Genomic DNA, 14,023 nt, shown 5'->3' with positions numbered 1-14,023 from the left:
CTTTCGCGCTTGCGATCTCAGCCTCGCGCTAGCAGACTTGCCTCATGACAATAACCGTCACCACCGCGGGCGCGGATACCGCCCGGTCCGGCGTTACCCTGATGGCCCGGCCCGAACCGCTGCGCATGGCGCCCGAGGAAACGGCCGTCGTCGTGATCGACATGCAGAACGCCTATGCGAGCCCGGGCGGCTATGTCGATCTGGCGGGCTTCGATATTTCCGGCGCGGCGGCGGCGATCGAGCGGGTCGGCACCGTGCTGGACACCGCGCGCAAGGCCGGGGTGCAGGTGGTCTATCTGCAAAATGGCTGGGATGCGGAATACGACGAGGCTGGCGGCCCCGGTTCGCCCAATTGGTACAAATCCAACGCGCTGAAGACGATGCGCGCGCGGCCCGAACTGCACGGCCAGTTGCTCGCGCGCGGCACATGGGATTACGAGATCGTCGATGCGCTGACCCCGCGACCGGGCGACCTGCGCGTCCACAAGACGCGCTATTCCGCGTTCTTCAATTCCCAGCTCGACAGCGTGCTCAGGTCGCGTGGCATCCGCAACATCGTGTTCGTCGGCATCGCCACCAACGTCTGCGTCGAAAGCACGCTGCGCGACGGCTTCCATCTCGAATATTTCGGCGTGATGCTGGAGGATGCCACGCACCATCTGGGGCCGCCCATGATGCAGGAAGCCACGGTCTACAATATCGAGAAGTTCTTCGGCTGGGTCTCGACGGTCGCCGATTTCTGCGGTTCGTTCGGGCAGGTGCCGGAGTGACCTTGGCCTCAGCCTCCCGAACGTATCGGAACAAGGAAACGCAATGCCATTCACGCCCATAAACCCACCGCAATTCCCCACCCCGATCGCGCCGTATTCGGCCGGTGCGAAGGCGGGCAACACGGTCTACGTCTCCGGCGTCCTGGCGCTCGGCGAGGGCGGCACCGTACTGCATGTCGGCGACGCCGCCGCACAGACGCGCCACATCCTAGACGTCATCAAGATCACGCTCGAGGCCGGCGGCGCGACACTCGAGGACGTGGCGATGAACCACATCTTCCTGAAGAATCTGGAAGATTATGCTGCGTTCAACGGCGTCTATGCCGAATATTTCCCCGGCGCGAAGCCGGCGCGCTATTGCATCAAATGCGATCTGGTGAAGCCCGATTGCCTGGTCGAGATCGCTTCGGTCGCGCACATTGGCTGAAGCGGCCGGACTCTATTACGAACGACAGGGACCGTCCGACGCCCCGCCACTTATCCTGTCCTCGGGTCTCGGCGGCTCGGCGAATTACTGGAAACCCAACCTCCCCGCGCTGGCCGAACGCTTCCACGTCATCACCTACGACCATCGCGGCACCGGACGCAGCGACCGCGCCTTGCCCGAGAGCGTGACGGTCGATGATTTCGCCGACGATATCCTCGCGCTGATGGACGCGCTGGAAATCGACCGCGCGCATATCGTCGGCCATGCCGCGGGCGGCGTCGCGGGACTATCCCTCGCGCTCGAAGCTCCCGAACGGCTTGACAAGCTCGTCGTGGTCAATGGCTGGGCCAAGGCCGATCCGCACTTCCTGCGCTGCTTCGAGGCGCGGCTGAACCTGTTGCGTCATGCCGGGGTCGAGGCGTTCCTCCGCGCGCAACCGATCTTCCTCTATCCCGCCAACTGGATCTCGACGCACACCGCCGAGCTCGACGCCGAACTGCCGCATCAGACCGCCGACTTTCCCGGCGCGGCGACGATGGAAAACCGCATCGCCGCGCTCGCCGCATTCGACGTGCGCGGCCGGTTGCGCGATCTCACCGACGCGGTGCTGGTGCTGATCGCCGACGACGACATGCTCGTCCCAGCGCTCGCCGGCGAAAGACTGGCCGAGGAACTGGGCGGCGCGGACATGGCACGGATGGCGATCGGCGGCCACGCCTGCAACGTCACCGATCCCGACACCTTCAACGCCCACATCATCGATTTTCTGGGGAGCTAAACACAATGCAGGTCGGCGTCTTCGTGCCCATCAACAACAATGGCTGGCTGATTTCGGAGAATGCCCCGCAATACAAGCCGAGCTTCGACATGAACAAGCAGATCGCTCTGTCGGCGGAGAAGCACGGGCTCGATTTCCTTTTGTCGATGATCAAGCTGCGCGGTTTCGGCGGCAAGACCGAATTCTGGGAATACGGCCTGGAAAGCTTCACGCTGATGGCCGGCCTCGCCGCCGTGACCGAGCGCATCAGGATCTACGCCACCTGCCCCACGCTCATCATCCCCCCGGCCTTCGCGGCACGAATGTGCAACACGATCGACTCGATCAGCCATGGGCGCTTCGGGCTGAACCTGATCACCGGCTGGCAGCGCCCCGAATATAGCCAGATGGGTTTGTGGCCCGGCGACGAGCATTTCCGCAACCGCTACAAGATGCTCGACGAATATGCCCATATCCTGCGCGAGGTGTGGGAAACCGGAGAGAGCGACTTCAAGGGCGATTACTACCAGATGGACGATTGCCGGGTGAAGCCGCAGCCGACCGGCGACATGAAGATCATCTGCGCGGGGTCGTCCGAGGAAGGCCTCGCCTTCTCGGCGAAATGGGCCGATTACGCCTTCTGCCTCGGCAAGGGCGTCAACACCCCGACCGCCTTTTCCGGCAACAACGACAAGCTTGCCGCCGCCACCGCCAAGACCGGGCGCGACGTATCGATCTTCGTGCTCGTCATGATCATCGCCGCCGAAACCGACGAGGAAGCGCAGGCGAAATGGAAATCGTACAATGACGGCGTCGATCTCGATGCGATCGCGTGGCTCGCCGATCAGGGGGCGGCCGACAAGCACAACAAGGACACCAACGTCCGCCAGCTTGCTGCTCCGGAAGGCGCGGTGAACATCAACATGGGCACGCTGGTCGGTTCCTACGAAAGCATCGCTCGGATGCTCGACGAGATGGCGGCAGTGCCCAATACCGGCGGCGTATTGCTGACCTTCGACGATTTCATCGCGGGCGTCGAGACGTTCGGCACACGCATCCAGCCTCTGATGAAATGCCGCGAGCATATCGCGCCGGCCCCCTGAATCGGATCGGTCAGGACGGAAGGACGTTCAGTTTTTGAACGGCTCGATGCGAACATATTCTCCCGCGAAAGCGGGACCCGGAATTGTAAGCGATGCCCGTGGCCCCGGCCCCCCGCGTGCGCGGAGACCAGCGGATGTCGATTGGCCTCAGCCCTCCAGACAATCCCGAAGATTGCCCAGCGGCAGCGGGGTCGAAAAATGCATGCCGAAGGCATTGCCCTCCGCCCAGCGCACCGTGCCGAACAGGCAGATGTGCTGCGCGGACAGCATGATCTGACCGGTCTGGCCCGGCTCGACCGGCACATCGGCTTCGAGCCGCACGCCACCGGGCGAAAGGTTGACGATCCGCGCCGGGAACTGCCGCCCGCCCAGGCGGACGACCGCGTCCATATCGACGGCGAAGCGCGGTGCGCGGGCGACCAGCCCGTCTTCGCTCATCAGGCTGAACACAGGATCGATATTCTGCCGCTGCGCGAATTGCAGGCCGGCCTTCATCCCGTTGATCCAGCGGACGTGCGCCACGCACCGCGGCAGACCGCGCAATTCGATCTCCACCACATCGCCCACCGCCGGCGTGAAGCTCAACCGCGCCATCAGGCCATGTTCGGACAGGTTCAGCACCAGGCACGCACTATCGCTCGCGCCGTCGCTGACCTTGCCGATCAGCAACACGGTCGACGGGCGCGCCGTCGCGCGCCGGTCTGCAGGCTCCGCCGCGCGACCGCCGGGATCGACGGCAGCGCTGGATCGGGGTGAAGGGAAAGGCTGGTGGAACATCGTCATACGCTCCGTTCACTGGATCGATAAGTTCGGCGATCGTCGAAGTCCTCGCTGCCGGAGTCCGGCGTGATCGCGCGGAGCAAGCGGGCGCGAAATTTCACGCGTTGCCAGAACGTTGCGTCGTTCAGCCGCCATTGCCGGATCGCCTCGGTGCAGAAGGCCGTGATCAGGAGCTCGCTTTCGACCTGATCGTTCAGCGCGAAGCTCGCGGCGAATTGATCCAGCGCCGCCGCCTGTTCGTGAAGCGCCGGCGTCCGCATCGCGTGCAGCCCGATGGGATATAAGGTCATCGTGCCGCGCCTATTTCAACATCACGCGATAGCGCAGACGGAACGATCCGCCGGCCGTCATCGCGCCCGTGCTCATCGTCACGCGAATGCTTCGGACATTGCCGTCGTAACCGGTGCCATCGTCCTGCGGCACGTAGTTCCAGGATACGCCGTCATAATATTCGACGCCGGCATAGGTCAGGCCGCTCGAACCAAGCGGGATGGTCAGCAGGTTGCCGTTGGTGAATTCCACCGGACCCGATCCGCTGCCATAGGGCAGCACACGGAACTTGACCGAGGCAGGAATGACATCGACGATCACCACCCGTCTGATCACCACCAGATTGAGCGCCGGATTGGTAACGTTGAGCGAATAATCGATCGTCGCGCCGGGCAGGTTGCGCGCCGGGGTGAGCGTGTTGACCTGGTCGGCGACCGGCGTGCTCGATTTGTCGACCGTCAGGTCCGCGGCCTGCGCCGGAAGCGCGACACATGCCAGCATCAGCGCGACGATCAGCCTGAAGACGTGGCGTGCGATCATTTGCGTCCTCCGAAGATCGCGCGGGTGGCGTTGCCCAGCGTCCGCTGGTCGAACTTCAAGCGCATCGTCACATAGGGTCCCCGGCGGGTGTAGCGATCATCCTCGAAATCGCGGTCGCGATAACCGGAGATGTTGTAGCAGCCGGTGATCCACACGTTCTTGGCCGGCGACACGCCGACCGACGGTCCGCCGCTGAACGAGACGGCCCCGCGATCCCACGCATGCTGCACCGAGCCCTGCATCCCGATGTCGAAGCGCGTGCCGATATCCTTGCGCAATTCGAACCCCGTCACGTCGATATAGCCGGTATAGACATCGTCCTGGAACCGCCCACGGACATATTTGGACCCGTAATACACCGTCGCCTCGAACCCGTGCCCGTTGCCTTCCGGCCCGGAACGATAGTTGATCGCGAGATTGTTGATCACCCGGCTGGTGACCTGATCGCCCGCGCCATAGGCCGGCACGCCCAGCACATTGCTGTCGGTGAACCCGGCATCGGCGCTTTCGTGGCGCAGTTCGAGCCGTTCGAGGATCGACCAGCGGCTGTCGAATGGGCGCAGTGCCAGCGCCAGATCGGCCGAGACATAGGATGCGACCGCGCCGCTCTTGTCGGTCGACTTGTACGCGCGGATCGAGGAGGCCAGCGTCTGCCCCTCGCCCAGCGAGCGCAGGAAGTTCGAGGTCAGGCCGAGCCGGTCGTCCTCCGTCGAGTCGCGGTATTCGATCCGCCCGTTCCACGACCAGCGCGCCGCACGGTACGCCGCACCCAGGGTGGCGGCGGTGAAGTTGCCATTGGTGGCGTTCGTCCCGCTGCCGCTCGTGCCGCCGAACGACCCGCCGGTGAACGATCCGCCCCCAAAGGAACCTCCGGATGCGACCGGCTGGAACGCGTTGATCACCGCGCCGCTCGGGATCCGCCCGCTGATCGTCGAGGCCGCGTCCAGCGTCGCATCCACGGTCCAGCGCTTCCCGATCGGCAGCGACTGGCTCATGCCGTACTGCGCGAAGGTGCGCCCGCCATTCTCGCCCACCGCCTGCTGGTTGAGCGTGCTCATCAGCTTGGCCCCGGTCCACGGCGCGACGTCGAAACCGACCTGCTTGGTGTGGACGACGAAATCCTTGCCGTCGGCGATCTCATACCCGCCGATCAGCCGGATGCCGGGGGTGATGCGATAGGCGGCGGTCAATTGGTGGCGGATGGGGAAATCGACGCTGTCCTTGTCGCCGCCCGGCGCGAATTGCGTCTGCCCGGCCAGCGTCAGCTTGCCGCCGAACAGGATCTGGCTGCCGCCCAGGGTGAGCAGGCGGGAGTCGCGATCCCGGCCGTCGCTGCCGCGATCCATCGCCACCTGCGCGCCGACGAAGATCGTGCCGGTGTCGCGGCGATATTCCAACCGCACGTCACCGGCGGTGCGCGTGCCCGCGCCGTCCAGCTGCTGCTGATGCCAGGCCGTGCCGGTCACGCTCCAGCGGCTGTCGAGATGCACCTTGCCGTCGAAACCGAACTTGCGCGTACCGGCCTCGACGAAATTCTGCTGCCCGACGCCGAAGGTCGCATCCTGCTGCCGCGCATAGGCCAGCACGTCGATCGTCGGGCCGTGATGCTCGACCTCGGCCAGGAACGCCTGGCCCTCGCGGATGCCGCCACGCCCGCCGGTCGCGGCCTCGGCGCGGACGATCGTGTTCGCGGTGACGTTCGCCTTCAGGTCCACGCCGGCCACGGTCGCGCGGCCGATCGTATCGTCGCGAATGCCGCTGATGCCCACTTCGACCCGGCCCTTGGCCAGCTTGGCGGCGACCCGCGCGGCGGCGACCAGCTTGTTGCTGCGCCCGCCCTCGACCTCGTAATCGGCGACGATGAAGATCGGATTCAGGTTCAGGTCGCGGCTCAGCACGGGTTCGCGGAAGCGGATCGTGCCGGCCAGCGTGTCGATGTCGTAATCGATGTGGCGGGTCAGCGCGCGGCTCGACACGATCAGTTCGGAGCGGAAGCGATCGCGCACCTCGATCTGCAACTTGTCGCTGTTCGGCACGATGTTGCGACCGGACAGGCGATACGGGCCGGACAGGCCGTTGCCCTGGATCTCGTCGCGCGAATACAGCGTGTCGGTGCTGGCGGCGAAGCCGGTGGCGCGCAGGCGGTTGCCCTCGTACGCCGCCTTCACGCCGTTCAACGTGCGGCTGTAGCGGGTCAGTTGCGTATCGGTGAAGCCGGTCTCGAAATCGCCGAACAAGGCATAGAATTCGCGGCGTTCCAGGCGCAGGTACAGCTTGCGGCGCGTCGGCGCGTCGTAGCCCTGCTGCGATCCGTCGCCATAGACGGTGTAATAGCGGTTCGGGTCGATCACGCCGAGCAGGCCGCGATCGGGATCGTATTTCCGGTCGCTGTCATAGGCGATGGTCAGCAGCCACGAACCCTTGACGCGGCCCTTGGCATAGAAGCTCAGTTGGCCGTCGGTCACGACCTTGTTGCGCTCGTCGACCGGCAGGCCGCTGGCATGCTTGCGCAGCGTGTCGTAGCCGAGCGTGCCCGAACCGAAGCCGACGACCATCCAGTCCTTGGCCGAACCGGCCAGCCAGGCGCGGATCTCGCTGGTGCGCGTGATCTTGTCGTCGTTCAGATTGACTTTCAGGTTCACCGCACCCGCCTGCGTGGTCGGTTGCAGCGCGATGAACGCCAGGCCGTCGTCGCCGACGACCCGCACGGTGTTGGCGGCGCGATCCCGCCCGGCGAGCTGGCGGCCCTGTTCGAGTTCGGCTTCGACCGCGGCGGTATAGGGCTGGTCGACGGTGAACGGCACCAGGCTGCCGTCATGCACCGGACGTCCATCCTTGTCGGTCACGCGCACCGCGATCAGCGGACGGGTCAGGCCGTCGGCGATCAGGCGGCTGTGCGTGGCGTCGTACACGGCGAGCGTGGCATTGCCCGAGACGGTGACGGTCCGCGTGATCGTCTGCACCTCGCGGCCATCGGCAGCCAGCACGCGCGCCACCAGCCGGTTCTCCCCGGGCTGCAGCGGAATGCCGGACCAGCGCGTCACCGCGACCCCGCTCTTATCGTCCACGTCGGTGCCGTCGAACGCCAGAGTCTCGCTGCGCACGCCGTTGATCGTCAGCGCGACGTTCTGGCCGGGCGCGTGCTTCACGACGACGCGGGTGACGGGCGCGCGCGGGTTGTAGGTCTCGGTCGGGAACAGCATCGCGATGCCGGCGGTCTGGCCGGTCAGCCAGTCGCGGTTGCCCGCGGCCGTGGCGTCGTCCACGGGGGTAACCGGCAAGGCTGCCAGGGGTGCAGCAGCCTTGCCGGTCGGGCGGAGCTGGAAGTCCACGCGCTTCAACAGTCCACCATCTCCTTCGACGAAGCGCGAAATCGCGCTTCCGGCCTGTCGCGTGTCGACGTCGCATGCCACCGCCTCGTAGGAGGCGGGGATGCTCGCGGTGTCGATCTGCACGACGTGGCGGCCGGGCCTGACGCCCTCGATATGGTACAATCCGTCGCGATCGGTGACGACGAAGGTGCCGTCCTCCATCAGCAGGCGGATTCCGGCGATGCCCTTGCGATGGCTCGCGGGATCGCCGCAATTGCCTTCGCTGACGCGGCCGATGATCGTCATCGCGTCGGTGAACAGCAAGGCGCGCAGCCGTACCGAGGCCATCGCCTCGTTGCTCTGCACGCCCGGCCCGCGGACCTGCGCGCGGTTGAGCGCTTCGCCGATCGGCGCGCCGGGTGCGACGGTGACGACGTAGCGTACCTCCGCCGTGCCGCTGCCGGGGATGCTCGGAATGGTGAAGTCCAGCGTGCGCCCGTCGGTCGCCGCCACCGGCTCCGCGCCACCACGCGTCGAGCCGCGCTCGTAGCGCAGACCGGTGGGCAAGACGTCCGAAACGTGCAGGTTCGTCGCGGCGACGTTATCCCGATTGGTTATCTGCAGGCGATATTGGATGAAATCGCCGGGCGACGCGTCGCGCACCGACGCGGTCTTGGTCAGCAGCAACGAGGCATTGGCGGCCCGGTCGAGCGGAATGTCGCTATAGAAGGGTTCGGGCGTGACCAGCGTCAGCGCGCCGCCGAAACTGGTGTCATTGATGATATAGGCGAACCCATCTGGTGCCTTCAACTTGGCCAGCGTCGCCCGATCCTGCGTCGAGGGCGCGGTATAGTCGCCCGGCGGCTCGATCCGCAGCGAATAGGTGCCGGGCGCGGCCAGCGGAAAGCGGAAGCGACCGGTCTGGCCGGGATAGACCCGCCCGCTGCCATCGCTCACCGTCGCGCCGCTAACCACGCTGGAGGGATACAGGCTGACACCATCGTCGCCATAGACCGTCGCCGGCCGCCCCGATGCGTCGACCAGGGTGACTCGCGTGCCGTCGACCAGTGCGCCGGTGCGGGAATCGAACGTGAAGCCGGCCGGATCGATCAGCAGGGATGCCGTCGAACCCAGGCTGAAGCCGTCCTCCGCGAAACTCAGCGTGATGCGGTCGCCACGCTTGCCGCGCGGATCGCACGGCCGCAGCTCGGGATATTTGCCGGTCGCGGTCGCCGGTATGCCGCCGGCGAAGATGCCGGTGTTCGGCCCGGTCTCGACCAGCGTCAGCGTGGTGCGCACCGATCCGACCGTCGCGTTGATCACCGATGTCTCGCGCACCAGCGGATCGCGGTTGCCGCCCTGGTTGTCGAGCGCCAGGATCATGTCGGTATAGATGTCGATCGCCTCCACGACGGGCGATTCGGCAAAGGTCGCCTCGTCGATCGGCGCGGGCGTGAACAGGGGAACGGGCGACGTCTGGCATTTCATACCGGTCAGCGCGTATCCGGGCGGAACAAGGTGGAAACTGAGTTTCGTCGGCCGTTTCAATACGCTGACGTCGAGGGAAACCGTGTTGGATGGCACCGTGCGGCTGCCGCCTTCCACCTGATAGGTCAGGGAGGCGGTGTTCGAGACGCGCGTCGTCTGGGCCTGGAGCGCGGATACGCTGCTGCACAGGCCGAGGGCGACGGCGCCGAAGCGCGCAAGGGCATGAAGTCTGGACATAAGGGGTCGCTGTCCGGCGCGCGGGGTTTTCCGCGCGCCGGAGGGCAAGGCTCCTGTCTTGGGGGTCGGAGTTAGTTGATCAGGACCTGGAAACTCACCGCGAGCGATGTGCCGCCGAGCAACGTCGGAATGCCGGCCGTCACCGTCTTGGTCGTCGCGTTGAACGATCCCGAATAGGGACTGAGCGGCACCGGGGATCCGTCGTCGTTGACCGAGAAGCCGTTGAGCAGGCACACCCCGCCGGTTCCGAGCCCGCCGACCTTGATCGATCCCGGTACGTACGTGGTGTTTGCCGGGATGACGTCGGTCAGGCTGATATTGCTCGCCGGCACCAGCAACGTGCTGTTCTGCACCGTCAGGCAATATTGCACCGTTGCTCCGGGGATCGCCTTGGGATTGAGCGTGCTGACACCGTCGGTCAGCACGGTCGAGGTCTTGACGATGCTGAGATTCACCGCGCGCGCGCCGACCTCATATTCGAGATAGGCCCGGCCCTGCCCGTTGCGCGCGATATCCGCGCCGAGCAGCCCGTCCGAATCGTTGTCCGCGAACACGATGTCGAGATCGGCGTTCTGGTTGATGAGGTTCAGGTCGGTCGGGATCAGCGCCGCGCCCTGCGTCCCCTGCGCGCCGCCCGCCGCGACGGTCGCATTGAGCGATACGGTGGCGTAATTGGCGCCGTTGATCGTCGGCACATCGGATACGATGAACACGACCGCGGATGCGTCCGGCAGCAATTCGTCGATGAACGTCGCGGTGTCGACCCCGGCGTCGTACACGCCGTTATTGTTGGAATCGACGAACACCCGGACGTTGGTCACATCGAAATTGTCCGTCCCAGTGCCGCCTGCGCCCAGGTTCTGGTTCGCGTTGAGCAGGAAATCCTGCGTCCCGTTGGTGTTGTTGGTCACGCGGAAGGTCATCACGGCATTGGTCTGGCCGAGGTTGACGATCGTGTTGACGTTCGGATCCGCGACGACCGTAAGGTTCACCTTGCGATCGACGACGAAGGTCGCCGTGTTCGACTGTACCGTCGCGGGCGTGCCGTTGACGGTATAGCTGGCGTTCGCCTGGTTGCTGATGATCGTGCCGGCGTTGGTGCCCGACGCGTACGCCGTGCCTCCCGCGCCGAAAAAGGCGATCGCTGCCGTGCCCGACAGCAGGATACGCCGCATCCCTGTTGCAGTCATTGAAGATACTCCTCGATACAAAGTTTCTGGCTCTTGGGGGGGTGATTGGGGGGTCATTTCAGCACGGCCTGAAAGGCGAGTTGGCCTTGCGCGCCGGCCGCGACTGGGCTCGCAAGGCGCCACCGGACGGTGGTGACATCGTCGGGACCAGCCGCGCGCAGCGCCCCGGTGGCGGTCGCCACGCGCAGGCCGGACAGCGGTCCGAAAGTCTTGCCGTCGACCGAGACCTCGGGCGTGGCGGAGCCGGGATTGCCGGCGCGGTAGGCGATGTTGCGCGGCACCGGATTGGCCAGCACGAGGTTCGCGATCGGCTGGGTGCCGGTGTTGCGATAGGTCAGCACGAAGACGACGCGGTCGCCCGGCACGACCTTGTCGGCCTTGACCAGCACCGTCCGGGTCGTGCCGTCGGCGGCGGCGACGCGCTTTTCGACGCGCACCTCGCTGACCAGCGACAACGGCCCGGCGATCGCCGGCGTGGCGGCGGCCAGGGCCGCGGTCATCGCCAACGCGGCAGCGACCGGAACGATGATTGTACGCGAACACATCTTCACTCTCCTCATTGGATCACGACTTTGAACTGGACGGTGTGGACGGCGGGATCGGTCAGCGCGCCGAGCGCGATCGAGATGCCGGTGGCGGTGGCGACGCCCGCATCGCCGTCGCCCGCGTCGGTCAGCGACGCGGCGTCGAGCATCAGGCTGCCGGGCACGTAGCTGGTGCCGGCCGGGATCGGATCGTCGATCCGCACGCCGCTGGACGGTGCCGGCACGCTTGCCGTCAGCGTATAGGTGATGATCGCGCCGCGAATCGCGCGCGCCGACCCGTCCGGCGCCAGCACCGACTGCGTCTTGACCAGCGCGCCCTGCGCGCTCTGCACGATCGTCGGCACGACGATCTGCGCCTGCGCGCCCGTCGGCCCGACTACCGCATCGCTAGTGTTGTCGCCCTTGCCCGCGAAGACGGTGCCCGGCGCGCCATAGCCGGTCACCGCACGCGCGGTGATGGTGTTCTGGACGCCGTCGAACTGCCCGGCCACGTCGCCAAGCAGCAGCAATTGCACCGTCGCGCCGGGGGCCAGTACGGGGGTGGTGGCCCCTGGCAGCAGCTGGTCGCGCGCCGGGTCGTACAGGCCGTCGCCATCCACATCGATCGCGAACTGGGTCGGCGGGGTGGCCGTGCCGTCGACCGTGGAGAGCGTGAACGCCTCCTGCCCGTTGCCACGATTGGTCAGCAGCAGCGGAATGGCGGTCGTGGTGCGTGTGATCGGCCCGCTGCCGCGACGCGCCAGGGCGACGTCGAGCCGTTCCGCCACCAGGATCGTCGCCTGGTTGGACTGGACGACATTGCTCTCGCCGCCGACATCGTAGTGCATCGTGGCAGTATTGACGATGCTCGTTCCGGCGACTGTTTGCGCGGCGGCGTATTGGGGAAATGCACCGGCAGTCAAAATCAGCGCGGACGCCAGGCATGACTTGCCGATCGGCATGCCTTTCCTGGTCCCTTGTCCCACCTGATGTACGCCTGAACGCATTATTGCCCCGATATTCAAATCAGGGGAATTTTCGGCGATATGGCTTAATGAAAAGCTACGACTTCACTTTGGATTTACTTGCAACCAAAGCGGGATCGATACTGTTTTGGTTTGATTTCGCCCCGCAATGGGCGTCGGCCTTGTCTCCGTGAAATATCGTATGCAAGTCGAAATGGTTCGACTTTGCCGGTCGAACCGTCTGCGGCAAAAAGCCGTCGAAACGACGCATTTACAGCCGTTTACCATGATGGTTCAGCGCCGGGTCAGGCGTAAGGACGGTTCGCGGTCCGCAAGACCGCGCTAGGTCGGGCCGATCGCCGAGCCCGGGCGAATCACCCGACGACGACGTCTTTCAGATACCGGGTCATGGCGTCGTGCCCGCGCTCGCTGAGCGAGATGTCGATCCGGCGGCGGTCGATCGTATCGGTCACGCGATCGATCAGCCCGGATTTGTGGAGATGATCGATCCAGCGCTGCGACGTCGTCGCCGGCGCGTCGCTGCACGACACCAGCGCCTTGACGTTCATCGTATGCTCGCCCTCGTAGATGATGAACAAGGCCATCAGCATCTCCCACGCCGGCTCGTGGAACAGGTCCGCCGGGAAGAATTTCCGCCGTGCCTTGCGCGACGCCATGATGTTGCGCGCCCGCGCGACGAGATCGACCGGGCCATCGGCAACATTATCGGGCAGGATGCGCCCGGACGAAATGATCTGATCGGCGCGCGCACCGAACTCGCCGGCGATGCTGCCCAGCTTCGCGCTGAAGTCCCTGATCAGGTCTTCGACCGTTTCCATCCCTTTTCAGCTCCATCCGTATCAAAACAACACAGACCGCCCCCGGCCATTCGTCCCTTCGATCACTCCAGCTTGCCAGCCAACGACCGACACTTAAAGACATTTGTCAGTCTATTCCAACTTGCTTTCTACAATGGTTCGATTTTCTTACTATTACGATATCGCCGAGCATGAGCCGACTGCGTGCCCGCGACACGTTCGGTTGCCGGCTCGGCTCCCGTGAAAATGACGTCAAGATTCCGAATACGGTCGACGACCCGTTCCATCCGGGAAGATCGCCGATGTTCCGGTCGATCACGCGACCGAAAGCCCCGATTTGCGTCTATTCGCACCTGCAAGATTTTCCGGAAAGAAAATCCGCGATCGGCGTTGGGACCTCGCATGTATTGCCTGTTTCGGTGCGATGGGTGCGCGTGTAGACGAAACGGCACCGGGCGACCTCGCCCCGACCAACCCGAGTGGAGATCGAAATGGACGCCCTGCGAATTTATTCGCTTTTGCAGGAGGCTTGCCGCGCGCTCGAAGCTGCTGGCGATCACGGGATCGCCGCGCATGTCGGCCACAGCATGGCACTGGTCCAGGAAAAATACGGCGTAGGGCAGGACCATCTCGACATATCCGGCCCGGACTCTCGGCCGCACGCCTGACCGTTACCGTAGTTGCGCGCTCCCGAGCGCAAACCACGATCTCTCTTACAGCATCAAATCCCGCCTCCGGGCCACGGTGTTCAGCCGATACGAAATTGTGCAAGTCTTACAACACGATCGTGCGCCGGGCTCGACGACGTTGCAATATCGCGTTCGGGCCATACCGCTCACGCAA

Annotated in this window: 14 protein-coding genes; 6 read left to right on the top strand and 8 right to left on the bottom strand. The window is 65.1% G+C overall.

Annotated features, from left to right (window positions below; all coding sequences use genetic code 11):
* Positions 1–44: 44 nt before the first annotated feature.
* The 4 genes from rutB to rutA are packed head-to-tail and all read left to right on the top strand — an operon-like array spanning position 45 to position 3,057.
* Positions 45–770, top strand: a complete 726-nt coding sequence (gene rutB / locus ASG11_RS05785) for a pyrimidine utilization protein B (RefSeq protein WP_055776335.1) — start codon at positions 45–47, stop codon at positions 768–770.
* A gap of 43 nt (positions 771–813) precedes the next feature.
* Positions 814–1,197: a pyrimidine utilization protein C gene (rutC, locus tag ASG11_RS05780; protein WP_055776333.1), complete on the top strand. Its 384-nt coding sequence runs from the start codon at positions 814–816 to the stop codon at positions 1,195–1,197.
* Positions 1,190–1,975: a pyrimidine utilization protein D gene (gene rutD, locus ASG11_RS05775; RefSeq protein WP_055776331.1), complete on the top strand. Its 786-nt coding sequence runs from the start codon at positions 1,190–1,192 to the stop codon at positions 1,973–1,975. The genes rutC and rutD overlap by 8 nt, the downstream gene beginning before the upstream one ends.
* Before the next feature lie 5 nt (positions 1,976–1,980).
* Positions 1,981–3,057: a pyrimidine utilization protein A gene (rutA, locus tag ASG11_RS05770; protein ID WP_055776329.1), complete on the top strand. Its 1,077-nt coding sequence runs from the start codon at positions 1,981–1,983 to the stop codon at positions 3,055–3,057.
* Between the two features lie 147 nt (positions 3,058–3,204).
* On the opposite strand, the gene ASG11_RS05765 is transcribed toward rutA, so the two are convergent.
* From ASG11_RS05765 to ASG11_RS05730, 8 genes are all read right to left on the bottom strand, one after another.
* Entirely contained in the window at positions 3,205–3,834 is a 630-nt protein-coding gene (locus ASG11_RS05765) for a PilZ domain-containing protein (RefSeq protein ID WP_168371705.1), read from the bottom strand.
* Between the two features lie 2 nt (positions 3,835–3,836).
* Complete coding sequence (locus ASG11_RS05760; protein ID WP_055776321.1) at positions 3,837–4,127, bottom strand: hypothetical protein; 291 nt, start codon at positions 4,125–4,127, stop codon at positions 3,837–3,839.
* Between the two features lie 10 nt (positions 4,128–4,137).
* A complete protein-coding gene (locus tag ASG11_RS05755) occupies positions 4,138–4,647 on the bottom strand; it encodes a hypothetical protein (protein WP_055776317.1) in 510 nt (169 codons plus the stop codon).
* The gene (locus ASG11_RS05750; protein ID WP_082472620.1) at positions 4,644–9,683 is read right to left on the bottom strand and encodes a DUF11 domain-containing protein; all 5,040 of its coding nucleotides are present in this window, start codon (positions 9,681–9,683) and stop codon (positions 4,644–4,646) included. The genes ASG11_RS05755 and ASG11_RS05750 overlap by 4 nt, the downstream gene beginning before the upstream one ends.
* A gap of 71 nt (positions 9,684–9,754) precedes the next feature.
* Positions 9,755–10,873 carry a hypothetical protein gene (locus ASG11_RS05745; RefSeq protein WP_236697399.1) on the bottom strand — a complete coding sequence of 373 codons (1,119 nt, stop codon included), beginning with the start codon at positions 10,871–10,873 and terminating at the stop codon, positions 9,755–9,757.
* 53 nt (positions 10,874–10,926) lie between these two features.
* A complete protein-coding gene (locus ASG11_RS05740; RefSeq protein ID WP_055776313.1) occupies positions 10,927–11,418 on the bottom strand; it encodes a DUF11 domain-containing protein in 492 nt (163 codons plus the stop codon).
* Positions 11,419–11,429: 11 nt separating this feature from the next.
* Positions 11,430–12,359, bottom strand: a complete 930-nt coding sequence (locus tag ASG11_RS05735) for a hypothetical protein (RefSeq protein ID WP_055776310.1) — start codon at positions 12,357–12,359, stop codon at positions 11,430–11,432.
* A gap of 377 nt (positions 12,360–12,736) precedes the next feature.
* The gene (locus ASG11_RS05730; RefSeq protein ID WP_055776307.1) at positions 12,737–13,201 is read right to left on the bottom strand and encodes a MarR family transcriptional regulator; all 465 of its coding nucleotides are present in this window, start codon (positions 13,199–13,201) and stop codon (positions 12,737–12,739) included.
* Positions 13,202–13,371: 170 nt separating this feature from the next.
* Here ASG11_RS05730 and ASG11_RS05725 point away from each other — a divergent pair, with 170 nt between their 5' ends.
* Entirely contained in the window at positions 13,372–13,620 is a 249-nt protein-coding gene (locus ASG11_RS05725) for a hypothetical protein (protein ID WP_055776304.1), read from the top strand.
* Between the two features lie 51 nt (positions 13,621–13,671).
* The gene (locus tag ASG11_RS18675) at positions 13,672–13,848 is read left to right on the top strand and encodes a hypothetical protein (RefSeq protein ID WP_156363674.1); all 177 of its coding nucleotides are present in this window, start codon (positions 13,672–13,674) and stop codon (positions 13,846–13,848) included.
* Positions 13,849–14,023: the final 175 nt, after the last annotated feature.

The sequence above is a fragment of the Sphingomonas sp. Leaf357 genome (genome assembly GCF_001423845.1).
In the GTDB taxonomy this organism is placed as follows: Bacteria; Pseudomonadota; Alphaproteobacteria; order Sphingomonadales; family Sphingomonadaceae; genus Sphingomonas.
Note: the sequence above shows the minus strand (reverse complement) of the source record. Positions and strands in the feature narration are given on the sequence as shown.